This window comes from Sphingobacterium sp. UBA7038 (assembly GCF_002494055.1).
GTDB classification, from domain to species: Bacteria; Bacteroidota; Bacteroidia; order Sphingobacteriales; family Sphingobacteriaceae; genus Sphingobacterium; species Sphingobacterium multivorum.
This window is the reverse complement of the sequence record NZ_DLAV01000011.1, coordinates 273,833-295,728: the sequence shown is the minus strand read 5'-3', so window position 1 is coordinate 295,728 and position 21,896 is coordinate 273,833. Positions and strand designations below refer to the sequence as shown.

Here is a 21,896-nt window from a genome sequence, read left to right as displayed (position 1 = left end):
CACTGTAATTTTATTGCTGAAAAAGTGAGCGGAGCGATCGCTAAGTGCTAAATAATTCTTATTTTTGCGACATCAAATCAAGATATGAGCGACGCTATTAAACACGAGTGCGGAATCGCACTAATTCGCCTGTTAAAACCCTTATCTTATTATCAGGAAAAATATGGTACGCCATTTTATGGCATCAACAAATTGTACCTATTAATGGAAAAACAGCATAACCGTGGACAAGACGGGGCTGGAATTGCAACCATTAAATTTGATGTTAAACCTGGAAATCGTTACATTTCGCGTTACAGAGCAATGGGCTCAACTGCTGTGGCAGACATATTCGAATATGTACAGAAAAAATTTGCTTCTGTTCAGAAAGCATTTCCGGAGGAGTCAAAAGATACGCAATGGTTAAAAGATAACGTAAGTTTTACGGGAGAAGTACTTTTAGGACATTTGCGCTATGGAACGCATGGAAAGAACAGCATCGAAAGCTGTCACCCATTTTTAAGACAAAACAATTGGATGTCTCGTAATTTGGTGGTAGCGGGTAACTTCAACATGACCAATGTGGACGAATTGTTGCAACAGTTATATGAGTTGGGACAACATCCAAAGGAAAAAGCGGACACCGTAACCGTTTTGGAAAAAATTGGCCATTTCTTAGATGATGAGAACCAAGATCTTTTCGATCAATTCAAAAAAGAAGGTCATTCTAATATTGAGATCAGCTCGCTGATTGCTAAAAATATTGATGTTACCAAAATATTGAAGCGTTCGGCCAAAACTTGGGATGGCGGTTACACCATCGCAGGTATCTTTGGTCATGGTGATGCTTTTGTTATGCGCGATCCAGCGGGTATCCGTCCGGCGTTTTATTATCAGGATGAGGAGATCCTGGTTGTAGCATCGGAAAGACCGGTTATCCAAACTGCATTCAATATTCCAATTGGTGCTGTGAAGGAAATTAAACCAGGCCATGCCCTGATCGCCAAAAAAGATGGTACAGTATCCCAAGAGATGTTTAGACAACCCGTAGAACAACGTTCTTGTTCTTTCGAGCGTATTTACTTCTCACGTGGATCAGATGCTGATATCTATCAAGAACGTAAAGAATTGGGTAGATTACTGGTACCTCAGGTATTGGAATCTGTTAAAAATAATATCAAAAATACCGTATTCTCGTTTATTCCAAATACAGCTGAAGTATCTTACTATGGCTTAATGGATGGTATCAATACCTATGTTCGGGATTTTCAAAAAGATACTTTATTGAATCGCTCAGAAAAAATTTCTGATGAAGAATTGGATGAGATCTTGAGTATTAAACCTCGTTTTGAAAAACTTAACGTGAAGGACGCTAAACTACGTACGTTCATTACGCAAGATGCGGACCGTACAGACATGGTACAGCACGTATACGATACAACTTACGGTATTGTAAAGGATCACGAAGATACGATCGTTGCCATTGATGACTCGATTGTTAGGGGAACAACATTGAAACAAAGTATTTTAACGATCCTGGATCGTTTGAATCCGAAAAAAATCGTGATTGTTTCATCTGCGCCTCAGATCCGTTACCCAGATTGTTATGGTATCGATATGTCACGTATGGGTGAGTTTGTCGCTTTCGAAGCCGCAATTAATCTCCTAAAACAACGTGGTATGGCACATATTATCGATGAAGTTTATCAAAAATGTGTGTTATCAATGACTCAGGATGTTAATGATATCGATAATTATGTCAAAGCGATCTACGCACCTTTTACTGATGAAGAGATCTCGGAAGAAATCGCCCGAATCGTAAGACCTCACCACCTGAAAGCAGAGCTTGAAGTAGTTTATCAGACTTTGGATAATTTACACAAAGCTTGTCCAGATCATAAGGGTGATTGGTATTTCTCCGGTGATTACCCAACACCTGGTGGAAACAAGGTTGTCAATAAAGCTTATATGAACTGGATTGAAGGAAAGAATGTAAGAGCATATTTCAGCAGCTAAGTTCAAAATTATAATAGGAAGGGATGCATTTATGCATCCCTTTTTTTTTATATTCGTACCAATTAATTTCAATATCCTAAATTAAAAAACCGATTAAAGCAAGGGAAATTACTGTCCGTAAATAAATCTATCATGAAGCATATTTTTAAGAGCCTCTATTTTCAAGTCATCGTGGGTATACTTATGGGGATCATCTGTGGTATCTATTACCCCGATTTTGCTGTTAAGCTAAAACCATTAGGAGATGCTTTTATTAAACTGATCAAGATGGTTATTGCGCCATTGATTTTTAGCTCCATTGTGATCGGGATAGCGGGCATGCAGGATACAAAAAAAGTGGGGAAAATCGGTTTAACCTCCATTATCTATTTCGAGATCATGACAACGATTGCCCTGATTATCGGTTTGGTCTTTGTTAATTGGATACAGCCGGGTACTGGCATGAACGCCGATCCAGCTAGTCTTGATGTATCTTCGGTATCTCATTATATTTCAGAATCCAAAGAGCCACATAGTTTTATGGATTTTATCATCGGGATCATTCCAGGTAATGTGATAGCTGCGGTAGCGTCGGACAACATGTTGCAGGTACTCGTTTTTGCAGTGCTATTTGGGATCGGTATGACAAAAATAGGGCAGAAAGCTTGTGAGCCTGTGCTCAATGTATTGCAATCTTTTCTGAAGGTTCTCTTCTCCATTATCAAAATGATCATGTACCTGGCGCCAATCGGGGCAATGGGAGCAATGGGTTTTACGATCGGTAAGTTTGGAATCCAGGCCTTATCTAAACTCGGTATGCTGATGTTGAGCTTCTACCTGACCTGTTTTATCTTCGTGATCATCGTGATTGGGGCCGTATTGTATTTTTATCTCAAGGTGAATGTTTTTAAGTTTTTAAAATATATCAAAGAAGAGATTTTAATCGTTTTGGGGACTTCCTCATCCGAGTCGGCGTTGCCGGGCATTATGCAGAAGATGGAAGATGCGGGTTGTGCCAAGCCTGTTGTGGGTTTAGTTATCCCCACGGGCTATTCTTTCAATCTGGATGGGACAAGTATCTATCTGACCATGGCAGCGGTCTTTATTTCGCAGGCGCTCAATATGCATCTCAGCCTGGAGCAGGAAATTACCTTATTGCTGGTGTTGTTATTGACCTCTAAAGGTGCTGCAGGTGTAACAGGAAGTGGTTTCGTTACCCTCGCTGCGACCTTGCCTGTTGTTGGCCATGTACCGGTGGAATCAGTCGCTTTGATCTTTGGTGTAGATCGTTTTATGAGTGAAGCAAGGGCGATAACCAATTTGATCGGAAATTCAGCGGCAACGCTGGTGATTTCAAAATATGAAGATAGTTTGGACGAGGAGCTCCTACATGAAAAGTTAGGTTCTAAACGATGATTTCTGCAATCAAAAGCTATGATAAAAGAAGCTTGGCTCCAACAAAGAATTGTTTGAAAAGTCAGCTCAAACCGTTTAAGAATAGCTGATAAGGTTCTGTGAGCGAAATAGAAGATTATATCTCCTATTACAATAATCAACGGATAAAACTAAATTTAAATGGAATGAGCCCGACAGAATATCGAGCTCATTATTACAAATCTAATTAACTAAATTTGTCCAATCTTTTGGGGGCAGTCCAAATTTTGAATAGCCCCTTTCTATTCAAAACCTTTCAGGTATCTGTTAATTCTCTTTTTTTGTATTTTCTATATCTTGAGCCAGATCGATGGCACCAGTTACTTTTTCTTCCAATAGCGCGAGTTTGATCACCTGCGACATTTCAGTCACATAGTGGAATTGCATGTCTTTGATATAATCTTCCTTGATTTCCAAGATGTCTTTTTCATTGGATTTACAAAGGATAATATCTTTGATGTTCGCACGTTTTGCGGCAAGGATTTTCTCCTTAATACCGCCAACAGGCAATACTTTTCCACGTAATGTAATTTCACCTGTCATGGCTAATTTTTCCTTCACTTTACGTTGGGTAAATAGCGATGTCAGTGCTGTGAGCATGGTTATACCAGCTGAAGGGCCATCTTTTGGAATAGCACCTGCTGGAACGTGAATATGGATATCCCAATGGTCGAAAACACGATAGTTAATGCCGAAATCCGAAGCGTGGGCTTTCAGGTAGGCTAGTGCAATCGACGCAGATTCTTTCATGACATCACCCAAATTACCGGTCAGGCTCAAACGTCCTTTTCCTGGGCTCAGTGAAGATTCTATAAATAAGATATCACCACCTACGGAAGTCCAGGCCAAGCCTGTTACGACACCGGCGACATTGTTATTTTCGTAGATGTCCTTATCAAATATTGGGGCACCTAGGATATCAAGTAGATCTTGTTCGTTTATACTTGGACTGTAATCCTTTTCCATGACAATACGTGTTGCAATACCACGTACGACAGAGCCGATCTTTTTTTCTAATCCGCGGACGCCAGATTCACGTGTGTAATCCTCAATAATCTGTTCGATGATCTTCGCTTTTAACGAGACATCTTTGGATGCCATGCCATGCATTTCGCGTTGTTTTGGCAAAAGGTGTTTTTTCGCGATTTCGATTTTTTCCTCGATGGTATAGCCATTCACTTCGATAATTTCCATCCGATCCAATAGCGCAGGTTGAATAGAACTCAAAGAATTGGCTGTCGCGATAAACATCACTTTGGAAAGGTCAAACTCCATTTCCACATAATGGTCATAGAAATGTGTGTTTTGTTCTGGATCCAATACCTCCAATAAGGCCGACGAAGGATCTCCTTTGAAATCTGCGCTCATTTTATCGATTTCGTCCAGAATAAAAACCGGATTTGCTGCCCCTGCTTTTTTCAAGGACTGAATGATACGGCCCGGCATTGCGCCGATATAGGTTTTGCGGTGTCCTCTGATTTCTGCTTCATCGCGTACACCACCCAAAGCCATACGGGTATATTTGCGTCCTAAAGCTTTGGCAATGGATCTTCCCAAGGAGGTTTTACCCACTCCCGGAGGGCCTACCAAACAAAGAATAGGTGCTTTCATATCATTTTTTAATTTCAATACCGCAAGGTATTCAATGATACGTTTTTTTACTTTCTCGAGTCCGTAATGATCTTTGTCGAGCACTTTTTGTGCTTTGTTTAGATCAAAATTGTCTTTTGTTGTTTCATTCCAAGGTAGATCTAGCAAAAGCTCAAGGTAATTGAGCTGTACCGAATAATCTGCAGCAGCAGGATTGATCCGCGATAGCTTTTCGAGTTCCTTTGTGAAATGTTTTTCGACATCAACACTCCATTTCTTTTTCTTACCCCGTTTTTTAAGCTCTTCCAGCTCAAGATCGGGCGTATTGCCACCCAGCTCTTCCTGAATTGTTTTGAGCTGTTGGTTCAGGAAATAGTCACGTTGTTGTTTGTCAAGGTCGACACGTACTTTATTCTGAATCTGGTGCTTTAGTTCCAACATCTGGATTTCTGTCGTCAGCAGTTCCAATAAAAGTTTGGCACGGTTCTCCACTTTGGGTATCTGAAGCAGTTCCTGTTTTCTGATCATTTCGACATTGATATTCGACGAAATGAAGTTGATCAGAAACGAGGGACTTTCAATATTTTTGATGGCTATACCAGCTTCACTAGGTAAGTTTGGCGAAAGTTGGATGATCTGCAGCGCCATTTCTTTTAAAGTAGAAATTGTCGCTTTAAAGTGCTTGGTCATCTTCGGTTTCGCTTCGTTGAATTTCTCCACACGCGCCTTTAAATAAGGTTCGGTTTCGACAATTTCCAACAAGTTGAACCGTTGTTTTCCCTGGATAATGACGGTGGTATTACCATCAGGCATTTGGAGTACTTTAATGATATGAGCTACAGTGCCCACTTTATTTAGTTCTTCAAATCCTGGGTCCTCTACAGTCATATCCTTCTGAGAAACAACACCAATAGTTTTGCTGCCTTTATAAGCTTCTTTGACTAATTTGATGGATTTATCTCGACCTACGGTAATCGGAATGACAACACCGGGAAATAATACGGTATTACGTAAAGGCAAAATAGACAATGCTTCTGGAATTTCAGCATTCGCCATATTATCTTCATCCTCTTGTGTAAGTAAAGGGAAGAATTCGGTATCCTCTGCAACGATTGGAATTGCTTCACTGAAATCAAAAGTTTCGAATTTGCTCATAGTATTTATTTTGTGTATTTGGCAGTCGCTGACATGTTGACGGCTGACTTTCAAATTTTAAGCTTCTATTATTGTTTCCCCTATATTGCAAGGGAAGTGCCAATTGCTAAAAGTGAGCAAAATTACAAATCTATTTTCTAGAATAGGAAAAAAAGGCAGGTTAAATAAAATTTATCTGCCATTTGTTGGAGAAATAGGCATAATAATTGTAATATTGGAATGTGAAAGGGCACCGATGGCAGTTCTTGCGTTTAAAGAAATCAATCGGCGGTTTTTTCAAAAATGTAGAAACGATCACACGTGATCATTAAAGAGTGAATATAAACACGTAACTAGTTAGATATGAATTTAAAATCATTTAAATTGGGTTTGTTTACTGGGGTTTTTGCCTTAGTTGCTTTTAGCGCGAATGCACAACAACCAAAACAGGCTGAGCATAGCAACGCTAATGTGAGAATGGGGCAGAAAGCTCTTTTGGATGGTGATTTCAAGAATGCAGAGTCATACTTGACTAAAGCCCTCCCTCAGGAAGGGAAAGATCCGGACGTATTATATATGTTGGGATATTCTCAATTTCAAAATGGTGATTATAAAAAATCAGCGGAGACTTTTGGAAAAGTAGTTGCATTGAACGGTAAAAATGCAAATGCTTTATATTTCAAAGCGAAAGCAACAAACAACCTCGCTACTCAATCCACAAATAAGACATCTGTTGCCAACAAAGAGCAGTTGTTGAAAGTTGCTATTGAGGATTATTCAAAAGCAATTGCCATTACGCCTACTGATTCGAAATTCTATCAAAATAGAGCGATTGCGAATCGTGATTTAGGTATCTTGATCGGAACAGCGGGTACGCCGAATTACAATAAGGCAATGGCAACTGACGCTTATAACAATGCAATCAAGGATTATGAAAAAGTGTTGAGCTTTGATGCATCGAAAAAAGATATTCAAACAGAAATCAAAAAAGCGAAAGTATATAGAGATAACTTGAAATAGTATCGCTATAAAAGTATACAAAAGGGAATGCCAACAGGCGTTCCCTTTTTTTTGTGCCTGTTGGAATCGCTGTGTTAGCAATGAGCTGCTTTTCATTTAAACGGGCTGATTTTAGCCGTTTTTGTTTTGATAAATTTCAAACGAAATCAGCGCTGAGACTGTTCTTTTCCTAAATCAAAATGAATATTATGGAAACGAATCGATTGTCAAAGGAAATGCAGCAAATTTTAATCAGTCAGATGACTAAAGAAGCTGAGGCTGCACAGATTTATTTGGCGTTGGGGGTATGGGCAGATGATCAGGGTTATGGCGGAATCGCCAATTTTCTGTATAGACATGCCCAGGAAGAGCGTAATCACATGACTAAGATTATGGGGTATATACTTGAACGGGGTGGTCGTCCTAGGATACAAGCTATCGCAGAGCCGCCAGCTGACCCACAATCATTGACCGAATGCTTTAATCGCGTTTTTAAACACGAAGTAGATAATACTGAAGCGATCTATAACATCGTCAATTTGGCGTTGGCGGAAAAGGACTGGGCAACATGGAACTTTGCGCAGTGGTTTGTTAAGGAGCAGATCGAGGAAGAGAAGTTAGCATTGGAATTGATGGATAAATTGAAAATCGCCGGTGGTGACCGCGCATCAGATGAATCCTTGTTCGCGTTGGATTCCTCGTTGGAAGCCATGCCCGACGAAGTGACTTTGGCAAGAGAAGCAACAGCAGATGATCCCAAATAATTGTAAAACAGAAAAAGGCGGGATCGTAGATCCCGCCTTTTTCTATTTTACTGTGTACTAATCTTAATCGACTCGTTTGTGCTAAGCTAAATTTACTTTATGCGCAATGGCATATACACACCGAAGGTGATGTTTCTCCCCATGTTATAGACACCAAAGCTCGTGTCTTCCTGTGAAAGACGTCCTGGGCGCAATCGGCTCAGTGCATCGTAATAACGTTTGTTGGTCAAGTTTGAAGCTGCTGCAAATACTTTGAGCTGTTGCGATCCGAGATGTAATGTTGTACCGATCCCTGCGTTCAATAAGGAATACGAGTTTGCTGGGGTTTCGAAGGTTTCATCAATGCGGTTCTGTTTGAAATAATTGTCCAGACCCACAGAAACGTAGAAAGCATTCAAACCGTTAATCTTAGGCTCAAGCCGCAAGGTATTGTGTACAACACCAGCTGGAATCAATGCAAGCGGTCTGTTAAATGTATTGTTCTGTGCATGGGTATAGCTAAATGTATTATCCAGGTGTATCCAGTTCAACAAATGAAAATTTAGACTTCCTTCGACACCGTAAAGATTGGCGTTGACCTGGCCATAGCGGTATACGTCGTAGGTATGCGAATCACCATCTTCACCCACCACAGTTTTGGTATCGCCTTTTGTTGTTGAGGCATAGATAAAGTTGTGGATATAATTTTCATAGATTCCGATACTTCCTGTGACGATGCTATGTCCAAACTCCAGCGTTGCATCCGCTTGGTAACTTCGTTCAGGTTTCAGGGTTTCATTACCAACTTCATAGCGGTACGTTCCTTCGTGTACCCCGTTGGAACCTAATTCTGCCGGATTAGGCGCTCTAAAAGCCGAACCGGCATTTGCTTTGAAATTGAGGTCTTCGCTGAAAATATGGGTATATCCAAGTGCTCCGCTCACATTGCTGAAACTATTTTTAAAACCGGCGAACTGCTCTTCGTCTTCAATAAAGAGCTGTTTGCCTTTGTTGTTGACGTAGTCATAGCGTAATCCGACGTTAAAGGTATTTTCGCCCCAGGTTTTCTTTGCATATCCAAAGGCGCCCAATTCCAACTGATCATAGGCCGGAATTAAGAATTCAACACCTTTATTTAGACTATGCTCCTGGCTTGCACTAATGCCAAATACATGTTGCCAGCCATTTTTTTCACTCAACGAATATTTTGCGTCAAGTGAATATGTATTCAGATCAAAGAATAAGGAAGGCGTTGCTTCTTCAAGTTCCCGACGTTGATTTTTTTGATAGCCCAGATCAAGTTTTAAACTACCGGAACCGATGACAAAGTTATTGTTGAGAGCCAGTTTGTAATGACGGATGTCCTGCTTGGGGAAGTCCAAGGTACGGCTTTTTGAGTTGATGTAAAGCGGGTCACCAGGTTCGGCATCGTAAAAGCCGATATTATTTTTCAGGTACGAAAAATTCAGATGAGAGTAGCCCCATTGCTTGTTCAGCCCGAGCATACCACTAAAATTACTGTTGTTAAAACCACTATTGCCATATCGGCCTGCTGGCGTATTGTACGAATAGGCATTTTGATAAGAACCACGACCACGCCATACAAAGCCATTTTCATTGCCGGTAAGCATAACCGAACTATTGGTTAATCCGTTGTTGGTGGAGTAGCTGCTCAGTACTTCACCTTTAATTTGCCCTGCTGTAGGAACATTTGGTTCAAGCACATTGATTACACCGCCGATAGCATCAGATCCGTACATCAAAGAGGCTGCACCACGTAGGACCTCCACACGATCCGGTTGATTTTGGTCGATCTCGATACCATGTTCGTCACCCCATTGCTGTCCCATCTGTTTAACACCATCACTCACGGTGACGACTCGATTATAACCGAGTCCCCGTATAACAGGTTTTGAAATACCTTGTCCTGTTGTGATCTGGCTTAGCCCGGGAACTTGTCGTGCTAGTGCATCAATCAGATTCGTTGCATTTCCCTGCAGTTCATCTTTGGAAATGACAGCTACTGAGGTACTGTTGCGACGGCTCTGTGAGGTGACCAATGTACCCGTAACGACGACTTCATTGGTTTCAATAATACTTTCTGTTAGGGCGAAATCAAGGGAAAGATTTTCCGAAGTGAGATCGACGGTCTTAACAACGGACTGATAGCCCAAGAAACGGACTTCAACCAAATAGCGTCCACTTGAAGGAAGTGATTTGAAGCTGTAGTGACCTTGCTGGTCTGATGCGGTGCTCGAACGAAGCTGTTGCAGCGCTATTGTAGCGCCAGCAATGGGAAGATTCGTTTTCGCATCCGTTATTTTACCGCTGATTGTTGCGGCGAGAGCTGGAAATATGGAGAAATAAGTGGCAAGCATAAAAATGCAGCCTATAATTTTAAGTTTCATCTGTACGAATAATTTTTACGTATATAACATCAAGCAAAACAGCAGCTCAATAACTCATCGTATGAATTCTTGAGACTGTCGAGTTCTAAAAACTTGTATGAAGTCGTTTGTCGCAATAATGAGAAGGGTATATGAATGACATTATCGGACTTATGTAAAAACTAAGCGATGGGGGGACCACGATTGCCAGAAAGCAGTGATCGAATAATTTGATCTCCGGTGATAAACAGTCCAAATTCAACCTGCTGTGTCGGAAGTATTAATTCGTGCAGCGTAAAATGGAAAAGAATTTGTGGGTGTGAGTTTTGATCACAAATGGAGCACTTGGGATGATCCGTGTGGTGTTTTTTTGCAGGACTGTCTACGATACTGAGTGTAGTTTGCGTATGCGCATGGGTATACACAATGAACTGACCAATTAAGAAGGTCAATAAGAGCATTAATGCTGCGAATTTGTTCAATGAGATACCTTTCACGCTAAAACCACTACGTTTAAACCCACGTTTTCTCTTGAGTTATTTTGTTAATCAGATCAAAGGTAAGGAAAATATAATACAAAGCAATTGTGTTGCATTTATTATTTTGAACCGATTATCGAAAAGATGTGATAGGGGATACCCGTCGGAACAAAAAAAAAAGTGTCTATCCAAAGATTAGATAGACACTTTGCATATGATCGATAAGGTTGTTTATTTTTTGGAAGGAATAAACTTGCCTTCAATTTCATATTGATTGGCATCCAAGCCTTGGACATCTTGAAATTTGACAATGCGATAAAGCGAGTCCGTATAATAGTCTAATTTTTCTTGACTATCGTATAAGGTATTTGTTATCTTTTTATCGATATGGATGTGTTTTACCTTTTCGTTGTTATCAAATTCGATGCGTAACTTTTGTATTTGTAGTTCTTTCTTTTTAGCTGTAAATTCTGTTACACAGTCTACAGCTTTAACTTCATACAGTGATGGATCGAAGTTTTTGCTGATGTCGGCAGCTTGAAAGGCGGAAAGTTCATTTTTCCAGTTGCTAATTTTCAGTTCCTTTTGTTCTTTTTCTCCATCTTTGTTGACAGATTTTAGAACCGAGGGGTTGAGTTGCTGCAGGCGATTGACCTCGGCAGTAAAGAATGAATCAACAGAAAATATGTCTGAAGATTTTTGAGGACCTTTTGTCGCGGATGGAGACCCACAGCTCCAAAAAAGCAGCGCACTGCCCATAACAAGGGAAAGTGCTCTGCCACTATTTATAAGTAAATTATTATTCTGATACCAATACATTTCCTGTCATTTCAACGGGGATATTGACGCCTAAAAGCTGTAAGACGGTTGGGGCAATATCACCTAATTTACCATCTGCTATTTTCTTATACTGATCGTCAATCAAGATACATGGAACCAAATTGGTTGTATGTGCCGTATTTGGCGATCCATCTTCATTGACCATAAACTCGGAGTTACCGTGGTCGGCCAAAATAATAAAGGAGTAACCATTTTTAAGGCCTGTCTCAACAACCGTTTTTGTACATTGATCAACAGTTTCCACTGCTTTTATAACAGCCTCAAAAACACCCGTGTGACCTACCATGTCAGGATTCGCAAAATTCAGGCAGATAAAATCAGGTTGAAGTGTTTCCATATCGTTGACGATAGCTTCAGTAATTCCTTGAGCAGACATCTCCGGTTGAAGATCGTAGGTCGCTACTTTTGGAGATGGAACCAACAGGCGGTTTTCACCTTCAAATTGCTGTTCACGACCTCCTGAAAAGAAAAATGTCACGTGCGGATATTTCTCTGTTTCGGCGATACGTGTTTGTGTTTTATGGTTTGCTTCCAACACTTCACCTAAGGTATTGGACAAGTTGTCTTTTTGGAAAACAACGCTGACATTTTGAAATGTTTCATCGTAAGATGTCATAGTCACATAATATAGATCCAAGGGTTGTAGATTATATTCTGGAAATGCCTTTTGCGTTAAAGCGATTGTAATCTCGCGGCCGCGATCCGTTCTGAAGTTGTAACAGAAGACCACATCACCTTCTTGGATTGTTGCCACTGGCGCACCATTTGAGTCTACCAATGCAATTGGTTTTACAAATTCATCGGTTACACCTTCGTCGTATGATTTTTGGATCGATGCAACAAGGTCACTGGATTTTTCACCTTCCGCTTTTACTAAAAGATCGTAGGCTAATTTTACACGTTCCCATCTGTTATCGCGGTCCATCGCATAATATCGACCGATTGCAGAGGCAAAAGTACCTGTTGTCGTCTTTAAATAGTCTTGTAGGTCCTTAACATAACCAATGCCGGAGTTTGGATCCGTATCACGGCCATCTAAAAAGGCATGTATAAAAACTTGGTCACTTGTCAAGCCAGCATGTTTTGCAGCATCACATAAGCCTTTTAAGTGCTTTGTATGTGCGTGTACACCACCATCGGAAAGTAATCCGATTAAATGTACCTTTTTGTTATTTTCCAATGCATATTTAAATGCGTCTTGAATAATAGGATCCGTATTGAATACGCCATCGTTGACTGCTTTGTGAATACGACCCAATTCTTGATAGACGATTCTTCCGGCGCCAAGATTCATGTGACCAACCTCTGAGTTACCCATCTGTCCAGCAGGTAAGCCGACAGCTTCACCAGAGGCCTCTAAGCTCGAGTTTGGATAAGCTTCTAATAAATGATCTAAAAATGGAGTGTTTGCAGCTTCAACTGCATTTGATTTATCATGTTTTCCATATCCTAGTCCATCTAGGATCATGAGTGCAACTTTTTTCTTATTCATCGTATAACAAAGATAATCTTAATTTTAGAATCTATCAACGCATCTTAAAAAGTTCCCTTGTTAATCCGTAATAATTTTATAGGTTTGTGGCATAGGATATGTTCGGTTAAAAAACGGAGCTACCTAATGATTGATATGGATGATAGAAGCTGTTCTATAATATGTTGAGCTATATGAAATTTTTAAGCTATTGCGCATTTATACTTATTACTAGTCTTTTTGTACATACTGCGGCCTTCGGGCATTATTTAAGAGAAGTAAATCCAGTGGTAAAGGTAGCTTTGTCAGGTGATGATGATTCTTTAGAAAGTATTTCAGAGGAACTGAAATCGTATTTGAAAGAAGGTAATGCAAAAAATATGGCCAAGTATTTCGGCTCAAACTTAACCTTATCTATTTTGGGGGAGAATGGCGTCTACACAAAGTATCAGTCAGAAATCATGTTGGCGGCATTTTTTAATCAGCATAAACCCAAGACTGTTAAATTGACGCAAGCCAGCAATGCGAACAATGGCTATCAATATTTTACATTTACATTAGCTACAGAACAAACAAACTATCGTGTCTTTATTAAGATCGGCGTAGGAAATAATAACCATTCGATTGAAGAGCTAAGAATCGACAAAAATTAAAGCTAGCGATGCTTTTTTTATAAATCTATTTTTCGATTAAAAAATTATTCCACATCTTAGCCCAATAAATAGTATTATGGAGAAGGAAATCAAGGACTTTTTGGCCCATTTTGTAAAACAGGCTGTCGCGGAGGATTTGGGCGATGGAGATCATACCTCACTTTCTACGATTGAAACTGGGGCACAAGGGGAAGCCAAATTGATTGTTAAGGATAATGGTATTTTGGCCGGAGTTGAAGTGGCGCAGGCGATTATTGCCTATATTGACGATACGTTGACCTGCGAGGTGTTTATCCACGATGGAAGTCAGGTTAAAGTAGGTGATATTGCTTTTTATGTGAGGGGAAATATCCAAAGTATTTTGCTGGCAGAGCGTTTGGTGCTGAATGTCATGCAGCGTATGAGTGGCATTGCGACAACTACCCGAAAATACGTAGACCTTCTCAAAGGTACAGGTACGAAAGTTTTGGATACCCGGAAAACCACACCCTTATTGCGTGTATTGGAGAAAGAAGCCGTTCGTATAGGAGGTGGGACCAATCATCGTTTTGGTCTTTTTGATATGATTTTAATTAAGGACAATCATGTGGACTATAGTGGCGGTATTGTACCGGCTCTAAAGCGCGCAAATGATTACAGAAAGAACCTAAATAAACCAATAGAAATAGAAATTGAAGTCCGAAATTTTGCGGAGCTTGATGAAGTTCTTAACTTTGGCGAAGTGGACCGAATCATGTTAGATAATTTTTCGCCGCAGGATGTAGCCAAAGCTGTTCAGCTAATTGACCATCGATTCAAGACAGAGGCCTCTGGGGGAATAACTTTCGACACGATCCGATCGTATGCGGAGGCTGGGGTAGATTATATTTCAGTAGGCGCTTTAACACATAGTGTAAAGAGCTTGGATCTTAGTCTGAAAGCCAAATTAATATAAGAACTGATTTAATTAATGATATCGATTTATTTAGTAACTGCAGTATTACTAGCTTATTTGTTTGGTTCCATACCTACAGCAGTTTGGTTGGGACAGGCATTTTATGGGGTAGATGTTCGTGAGTATGGTAGCGGTAATGCTGGGGCGACTAACACCTTTCGCGTATTGGGCCCTAAAGCGGGATCGATCGTGATGTTTGTAGATATATTTAAAGGCTGGACAGCAACAAACCTGGCTTATTTAATAGAACTGGGGCAAAATACCAGCGATGTCCAATTTGTCAACTTTCAGTTGGCACTTGGCGTTATTGCGGTATTAGGACATTTGTTTCCTGTATTTGCAGGGTTTAGAGGTGGAAAAGGGGTGGCAACCCTGTGTGGTATGATCCTCGCTATACATACACCTGCCGCTTTGGTCTGTGTTTCAGTGTTTATCATCATCCTGCTGACAACTCATTATGTTTCGCTCGGTTCCATTTCTGCAGGTTTTGCATTTCCTTTTAGTTTGGCCTTTATTTTTAAAACAACGATACCTTCTGTGCTGCTTTACGGAATAGCCATCTGTATTCTGTTGTTAATTACCCACCAAAAGAATATAGAGCGTTTGTTAAAGGGGCATGAATCCAAGATTTACCTCTTTAAGAAAAAGCCGAAGGAAAAAGAATAGGCACAATAATTGCATTCGCTACGATGGATTAATAAATTATTGTAAAATATCCATGTTGGATGCGCTGAAAAGCGATTATCTTTCGCTTCGAAACTCCATATGGCCCTTGAAATAAAATTTAAACTATGAACGGAATGTTTAAGTATTCAGCTATGGTATTAACATGTGTAACACTGGCATCGGGGTTGTCGGGTTGTGCAACTTCTGCTGTTACCGGGAAAAAATATTTGAAATTGGTCAGTGCTGATCAAGTGAACCAACAAGCTGCATTGGCTTATAAAGATTTCTTATCGAAAAATAGCGCGAAAGTAGTAACCGGAACTGCAGATGCGGCGATGGTAAAACGTGTTGGTAACAAGCTTGCAACGGCGGTAAATCAGTATTTGCAGAGTACAGGTCGCGCAAATCAATTTAACTTCAATTGGGAGTTTAATCTGGTGAAGAGTGATGACGTGAATGCATGGTGTATGCCTGGGGGTAAAGTTGCGGTATATACCGGAATATTACCAGTAACACGTACAGAAGCGGGATTGGCAACAGTAATGGGACACGAGATAGCACACGCTATTGAAGAACACTCTGTGGCTCAGGCTTCGAATCAGATCGCTTTACAGCTGGGTGGACAAATTTTAGGTTCAGCTGCAGGCGTATCTGGAAACAGTACGCTTGGTGTTTTTAACAATCTTTATGGATTAGGAGGCAACTTGGCGCAACTGAAATTTTCGAGAAGCGACGAATCGGATGCGGATGCAGCGGGTTTGATTATTATGGCTTTGGCGGGTTACAATCCCAATGAAGCTGTAGATTTCTGGAAGCGTATGGCATCGGGTAGTCAAAAAGGGCAGCCTGAGTTTTTGAGTACCCACCCGAGTGATGAGCGACGGATTGCGGATATTCAGAAATTGATTCCAAACGCAATGAAATATTATAAAAAATAAACGATTGATAGGATACGAAAAGAGGAATTTGCGTGAGCAGATCCCTCTTTTTTTTGCATTATATTTTGATCAAGTTACACCCCGGCTAGCGCATCGCTAACGCCGAGCACTACACCGATAACCAATCCCATAAAATTAAAGGCTATGGTAATGATGACCATGATGCCAATAAATTTGTAATGTTTTTTTAACGCATCCAAGCAGAGCTCCAGCTGAATGGTGTCGCGGTTTTCAATAGCTTTTTTCGCTTTGGATCCGAAATTATAAAGGAAATAAATTGGAAGGCAGAAAAAAGCAAGAAATAAAAGATAAAGTACACCGAATGTGGATAAGGCCCCTGCTGTGACATATTCGTCGGCCCCGAGTGATAATGCACTGGCTCCGAAGATTAGGCTGACCATGGTTATGGCAGAAATGCCGATGAAAATAAAACAGACAATGGCCAAAAAATTGGCCCATTTGGCCGCTGAAGCCAAGAAGGAGAGTCCTGCCGGAGACAATTTAATGTCTGCAGGTTCTTGAAAAGAAGAATTTTGAATACCGTCTTCCATGAAGCATAAATTATTAGGTTTGCGAATTTCTGAAAAGTTCTTGGCTTTTGAAACATTTTTTATATAAACCATCAGGCCTATAGAATCGTTTAGATTTTTTTGGTCAGAATAAGTTACAGTGGCTCAAATTCGACAAGAAACTGAGTTGTTTAATAAAAGTCTCGATTGACAGGAAATTAGTTAAAAATTTTCAAAAAGTTAAATTCCGATTGGAAGAATGTTGTTACAAAAAAAAAATCCAGAATTGATGTGGAAAACTATTTTTGATCCGATAATTAGAATGTAAATGCTGGTTTAAAACATCTTACAACGTTTTTTGTCGTGATAAATTATAGGTTGATGTCTGATTTTTGGTGTGAATTTCATGAAATGGGTGTGGTTTAGTGTGTTAAGTTTATATTAAGTCCTTTGTAATTTGAAATCTCTTAGTAATTTTGCTTAACATTTTTTAACAAATCACATTATATGAAAAGATCTTTACTCTTTTTCGCTCTTGTTATGGCTAGTTATGGTGCTGTACAAGCTCAGGTTACGACAAGTAGCGTTACAGGTATTGTAAAAGAGTCAAACGGACAGTTCACATCGGGAGCAACAATTAAAGCTACGCATGTCCCATCAGGAACAGTTTATTCAAGCTCGGCTAATGCTGCAGGCAGGTTTAACCTTGCCAATATGCGTGTTGGTGGACCTTACAGAATTGAAGTAACCTATGTAGGACAACAACCTATCGTGTATGAAGATGTTTATTTGCAATTAGGTGAACCATTCGTAGTAAATCCTGTTTTCGGCGATTCAGCGACTAATCTTGAAGAAGTAGTTGTTACAAGAGCTGGAGTTTTAAAAGGAGAGCGAAATGGAGCATCTACCATTGTTGGGCGTCGTCAGATCGAAAATTTGCCTACAATTACTAGAAGTGTAAATGATTTAACCCGTTTAACTCCCCAATCTAACGGTACTGCTATTGGTGGGGGAAATTACCGTGCCAATAATTTCACTGTTGACGGAGCGAATTTCAATAACCAATTTGGTATTGGCCAAAATATTCCAGCAAATGGATCTCCAATTTCTATTGACGCGATAGAGCAGATCTCAGTGAATGTAACTCCTTTTGATGTTCGCCAATCAGGTTTTACAGGAGCGTCTATTAATGCTGTAACACGTTCTGGTCGTAACGATTTCTTTGGCTCAGCTTTTTATAGTGGTCGTTCTGATAAACAACAAGGAACTCGTGTAAATGATGTGGTGTTTACACCTAATGATCTAAGTGTAAAACAGTATGGTGTAAGTTTAGGTGGTCCAATTATTAAAAACAAGTTATTCTTCTTTGTGAATGTTGAACAATTGAAGCAAACTGAACCAGGGCCGACCAAAGTTGCTTCTGTAAAAGAATCTGACTATGGAACTACAAGTTATTTTGCAAGACCTACAGTTGCTTTTATGGATGAAGTGAGCAATTATTTGAAAAATACTTACGGTTATGATCCTGGTGCTTACCAAGGATATTCTTCGAAAAGTAATAATGATAAGATTTTTGCTCGTATCGACTGGAACATTGCTGATAATCACAAAATCAATTTTAGATACAACCAAGTTAAAGGGAAATCTCCTTCTAATTTGAGTTCTTCATTTAGTGGTTCTAATATTGATACAAAAGTGTATCCAATGAGTAGAACTGGAAATAATGCTTTAAGTTTTCAAAACTCGAATTATTTTCAAGAAACAAACTTATATTCCGCGACAGCCGAATATAATGGAAAGATTGGTAATTTGAATCATTCTGCCCGTCTCTCTTATGTGAACCAAGATGAGCCGCGAAGTGTCTCTGGAGATATATTTCCTTTAGTTGACATACGTGATGGTATTGCTGGTACAGGTGGTAACGTACTTACCTCTTTTGGAACAGATCCGTTTACGTACGGAAACCTTCGCTCGGTCAAAACTTGGACTGCAAATTATGACGCTAACTATACCTTGAACGATCATTATTTTACTGGAGGTCTTCAGTTTGAGACATCTCGGACAGTAAATGGGTTTCAACGTTTCGGAGCAGGGTATTATATGTATAATTCTTGGCAAGACTTTATTGGGGGTAAACCTGCTGTAAATTATGCGTTGACTTATCCATTAACTGCAGATGGTTCGCAAGCTATGCCAAGCTTCAAGTTTAACCAGTGGTCACTTTATCTACAAGATCAGTTTACAGTAAATGAAAAACTGAAATTAACGGGGGGAGTGCGTTTAGAACTTCCAACGTATCCAGATGTTTCAGAAATGAAAACTCACCCACTGTTGCAGAGCTTAGAATTTGCTAACGGACTTCATCTAAATACAGGTGCGATGCCTAAAACAAGAGTAATGGTATCTCCGCGTTTTGGATTTAATTATGATGTTAATGGTGATCGTTCATTTATTGTTCGTGGAGGTACAGGAGTATTTACTGGTCGAATTCCTTTTGTTTGGATCGTTGCTCAATCAGGAGATTCCGGTATGCTTCAATATACAAAGACTTATGCTGCAGGTGATGCTAATATGCCTGTATTTAGCCCAGATATTAAAGCGAATTACCCAGCTAAACCTGATGCTGCTGGTACTTCATTGCCTGGTAACATGTCAGCGATGGATGTTAACCTTAAATTTCCTTCAACCTGGAAATCAAGTGTCGCAGTTGATTACAAACTACCTTGGGGAATGGTCGGTACAGTAGAAGCTATCTATAATAAAGATATCAATGCTGTAGTTGCAAAAAATGTAAACTTGGTTGATCCGACGGCAATGAATATCGCTGGATATGGAGATACTAGATTTATTTTCCCGAATGCAAACGCAGATAAATACCTATATACAATTGACTCAAAAGGACAACCTGTTAAAGGATCTTCAGGACAGTTTATTCCAACGTACATGACCAATGCGAAAGGTGGACATTATTATTCGGTAACTGCTCAATTGCAAAAAGGCTTCGATAAAGGATTTTCCGGAATGGTTGCATACACTTATAGTGGAGCTAAAAATTACGGTGATGGAGCTGGAGATCAAATTCAAAACCTATGGTCTATTCCTCTTCAAGCAAACGGTAACTCCAATAATCCCGAACTGGGATATACTACCAATATTGTTCCTCATCGTTTAATGGGATCTGTGACTTACACCAACAATTGGATTGGTAAATTGAACACTTCGATGACATTATTCTATAGTGGAAGCTCAATGGGTAGATTCTCTTACTATTATGGTTCTGATTTTAATCGTGATGGTCAAAATAATGACTTAATCTACATCCCGAAAGATGCTTCAGAATTGAAATTTATTGATATAGCGGCTGGTAACAGTAACTATGGTAAGAAAGCCTACACTGCGCAGGAGCAATCCGACATATTTTGGAGCTTAGTGGATGGCGATAAGTACCTTAGCGAGCACAAAGGAAAGTATGTTGAACGTAATGGCGCTGTTGCACCATGGAGACACCAGTTTGACTTCCATTTGTCACAAGAAGTATTTAGAGGAATCGGTGGCGGAAATAATTCATTAGAATTCTTCTGGGATGTGATGAATATTGGTAACCTATTTAATTCTTCTTGGGGTACTTATAAAATTAATAACAATATTTTATTGACTCCAAAAAATATTGATAAAGTAGCAGCAAATGGCACTACAGTTCCAACATTTAACTTGGGCTATGCAAATGGCGATGTAATAAAAGAGTTGAATCGACCGAACGAATCGATCTCTTCAACTTATTATATGCAGTTTGGTGTTAAATTTAAATTTAACTAGGAGCTCGAATATATATATTAGAAAAGAAAAGCTATCTCATGAATATGAGGTAGCTTTTTTTGTGGCTTAATTGTTTGATAGTGTATTTAAATTTACCAATCTTTCCACCTAAACGAACAAAAACTACCCCCTTAATACAGACTGGCTTGCTGATATTTGGGTTATAACTTAATTATAAACCCAACTGATGATGAAGCAGTTCTGTATGTCCATACTCCTGGGGATTGGCGTCTGCATGTCTCTTTGTGCATTTGCGCAAAGCACAGATCTCGTTAATTGGCCAGCGCAGGCTGACCCCAGATTAATAGGTGATCTCGTGGCTCAACGTTTTGTGGCAAGTCCGCATAACAGTTTTAAACCGCCAGCTCCGCCAAAAAACATTACTTATCCCGAAGTCTGTGCCTGGTATGGAGCATTGAAGTATGCCGAAGTGAGCAATGATCAGAAATTGTTGACGCAATTGACACAACGCTTTATGCCTTTGTTTGACACGGAAAAGCACCTTGTTCCACGACCTTGGCATGTGGACTTTGCCGTCTTTGGAACGGTTCCGCTAGAAATCTATCTGCAAACGAAAAACAAGAAATTCTACACCATGGGAATGCGTTTTGCAAATGCACAATGGTCCATTCCGATTGACTCCCCTCAGGTTGTAAAAGATGGTTATCAGAAATTTCTCGATAAAGGACTTACCTGGCAGACCCGCTACTGGATTGACGATATGTATATGATTACCATGATTCAATCAAAAGCCTTTCAGGTAACGGGAGATCAGCACTATATTGATCGCGCAGCCCATGAAATGGTTGTCTACCTCGATACCATTCAAAAGGAAAATGGTCTTTTTTATCATGCACCGGATGCGCCTTTCTTTTGGGGCCGTGGGAATGGCTGGATGGCCGCAGGAATGAGCGAATTGCTGTTTTCATTAAAGAAAGACAACCCCAATAGACCCAAAATATTGGCTGCTTACCGCAAAATGATCACAAGCCTAAAGAAGTATCAGCGGCCGGACGGCCTTTGGGGGCAATTGATTGATAAACCTGAATCCTGGGTAGAAACTTCGGGTTCCGCCATGTTCACTTATGCCATTATTATGGGCATAAGACAGGGATGGCTCGATGCTAAGGAATATACGCCGATCGCACGCAAGGCATGGATTGCTCTGACGGGCTACATCAACAAAGATGGCGATATCAGCAACGTCTGTGAAGGTACCAACCGAAAAAATGATTACCAGTACTATCTCGATCGAAAACAGAAAACAGGTGATATGCACGGCCAGGCGCCCATACTTTGGTGTGTGTACGCTTTATTAAAAAAATAACC

The 21,896-nt window shown here is 40.0% G+C and carries 17 protein-coding genes; 11 read left to right on the top strand and 6 right to left on the bottom strand.

Translation table 11 applies throughout. The features are described 5' to 3' along the window. Positions 1-84 precede the first annotated feature (84 nt). The 3 genes from B3H30_RS05715 to B3H30_RS24850 all read left to right on the top strand — a co-directional run bounded on the left by B3H30_RS05715 (position 85) and on the right by B3H30_RS24850 (position 3,599). Positions 85-1,995, top strand: a complete 1,911-nt coding sequence (locus tag B3H30_RS05715) for a class II glutamine amidotransferase (RefSeq protein WP_070563684.1) — start codon at positions 85-87, stop codon at positions 1,993-1,995. A 132-nt stretch (positions 1,996-2,127) separates the two neighbouring features. Then, positions 2,128-3,390 (top strand): C4-dicarboxylate transporter DctA, encoded by a 1,263-nt coding sequence (gene dctA, locus B3H30_RS05710; RefSeq protein WP_070563681.1) that lies wholly within the window; start codon positions 2,128-2,130, stop codon positions 3,388-3,390. 98 nt (positions 3,391-3,488) lie between these two features. Beyond that, a complete protein-coding gene (locus tag B3H30_RS24850; protein WP_083295844.1) occupies positions 3,489-3,599 on the top strand; it encodes an IS3 family transposase in 111 nt (36 codons plus the stop codon). 76 nt (positions 3,600-3,675) lie between these two features. Here B3H30_RS24850 and lon read toward each other — a convergent pair whose 3' ends face one another. Next, positions 3,676-6,153 (bottom strand): endopeptidase La, encoded by a 2,478-nt coding sequence (lon, locus tag B3H30_RS05705; RefSeq protein ID WP_286833596.1) that lies wholly within the window; start codon positions 6,151-6,153, stop codon positions 3,676-3,678. Between the two features lie 342 nt (positions 6,154-6,495). Here lon and B3H30_RS05700 point away from each other — a divergent pair, with 342 nt between their 5' ends. Together B3H30_RS05700 and B3H30_RS05695 are read left to right on the top strand one after the other, a co-directional pair. After that, complete coding sequence (locus B3H30_RS05700) at positions 6,496-7,152, top strand: tetratricopeptide repeat protein (RefSeq protein WP_112375771.1); 657 nt, start codon at positions 6,496-6,498, stop codon at positions 7,150-7,152. Positions 7,153-7,340: 188 nt separating this feature from the next. Continuing rightward, complete coding sequence (locus B3H30_RS05695) at positions 7,341-7,895, top strand: ferritin (protein WP_286710411.1); 555 nt, start codon at positions 7,341-7,343, stop codon at positions 7,893-7,895. Positions 7,896-7,987: 92 nt separating this feature from the next. On the opposite strand, the gene B3H30_RS05690 is transcribed toward B3H30_RS05695, so the two are convergent. From B3H30_RS05690 to gpmI, 4 genes are all read right to left on the bottom strand, one after another. Then, positions 7,988-10,282, bottom strand: coding sequence for a TonB-dependent receptor (locus B3H30_RS05690; RefSeq protein ID WP_286710410.1), 2,295 nt, complete (start codon positions 10,280-10,282; stop codon positions 7,988-7,990). A 161-nt stretch (positions 10,283-10,443) separates the two neighbouring features. Continuing rightward, positions 10,444-10,743, bottom strand: coding sequence for a hypothetical protein (locus B3H30_RS05685; protein ID WP_201638742.1), 300 nt, complete (start codon positions 10,741-10,743; stop codon positions 10,444-10,446). Between the two features lie 228 nt (positions 10,744-10,971). Continuing rightward, positions 10,972-11,559, bottom strand: a complete 588-nt coding sequence (locus tag B3H30_RS05680) for a hypothetical protein (RefSeq protein ID WP_115047437.1) — start codon at positions 11,557-11,559, stop codon at positions 10,972-10,974. Beyond that, positions 11,540-13,072, bottom strand: a complete 1,533-nt coding sequence (gene gpmI / locus B3H30_RS05675; RefSeq protein ID WP_286710408.1) for a 2,3-bisphosphoglycerate-independent phosphoglycerate mutase — start codon at positions 13,070-13,072, stop codon at positions 11,540-11,542. The genes B3H30_RS05680 and gpmI overlap by 20 nt, the downstream gene beginning before the upstream one ends. Before the next feature lie 173 nt (positions 13,073-13,245). On the opposite strand from gpmI, the gene B3H30_RS05670 reads away from it, so the two are divergent. The 4 genes from B3H30_RS05670 to B3H30_RS05655 all read left to right on the top strand — a co-directional run bounded on the left by B3H30_RS05670 (position 13,246) and on the right by B3H30_RS05655 (position 16,242). Continuing rightward, entirely contained in the window at positions 13,246-13,704 is a 459-nt protein-coding gene (locus B3H30_RS05670; RefSeq protein ID WP_167450450.1) for a DUF4783 domain-containing protein, read from the top strand. A gap of 76 nt (positions 13,705-13,780) precedes the next feature. Continuing rightward, positions 13,781-14,638, top strand: coding sequence for a carboxylating nicotinate-nucleotide diphosphorylase (gene nadC, locus B3H30_RS05665; protein WP_115047441.1), 858 nt, complete (start codon positions 13,781-13,783; stop codon positions 14,636-14,638). Between the two features lie 15 nt (positions 14,639-14,653). Continuing rightward, positions 14,654-15,304, top strand: a complete 651-nt coding sequence (gene plsY / locus B3H30_RS05660; RefSeq protein ID WP_075993893.1) for a glycerol-3-phosphate 1-O-acyltransferase PlsY — start codon at positions 14,654-14,656, stop codon at positions 15,302-15,304. Between the two features lie 152 nt (positions 15,305-15,456). Then, positions 15,457-16,242 carry a M48 family metallopeptidase gene (locus B3H30_RS05655; protein WP_286833593.1) on the top strand — a complete coding sequence of 262 codons (786 nt, stop codon included), beginning with the start codon at positions 15,457-15,459 and terminating at the stop codon, positions 16,240-16,242. Between the two features lie 74 nt (positions 16,243-16,316). Here the strand turns inward: B3H30_RS05655 and B3H30_RS05650 are convergent, their stop codons facing one another. Next, the gene (locus B3H30_RS05650; RefSeq protein ID WP_070563649.1) at positions 16,317-16,793 is read right to left on the bottom strand and encodes a hypothetical protein; all 477 of its coding nucleotides are present in this window, start codon (positions 16,791-16,793) and stop codon (positions 16,317-16,319) included. Between the two features lie 465 nt (positions 16,794-17,258). Here B3H30_RS05650 and B3H30_RS05645 point away from each other — a divergent pair, with 465 nt between their 5' ends. Together B3H30_RS05645 and B3H30_RS05640 are read left to right on the top strand one after the other, a co-directional pair. Then, positions 17,259-20,567, top strand: a complete 3,309-nt coding sequence (locus tag B3H30_RS05645) for a TonB-dependent receptor (RefSeq protein ID WP_159333232.1) — start codon at positions 17,259-17,261, stop codon at positions 20,565-20,567. 187 nt (positions 20,568-20,754) lie between these two features. Next, positions 20,755-21,894 carry a glycoside hydrolase family 88/105 protein gene (locus B3H30_RS05640; RefSeq protein ID WP_286710406.1) on the top strand — a complete coding sequence of 380 codons (1,140 nt, stop codon included), beginning with the start codon at positions 20,755-20,757 and terminating at the stop codon, positions 21,892-21,894. The last annotated feature ends 2 nt before the right edge of the window (positions 21,895-21,896 follow it).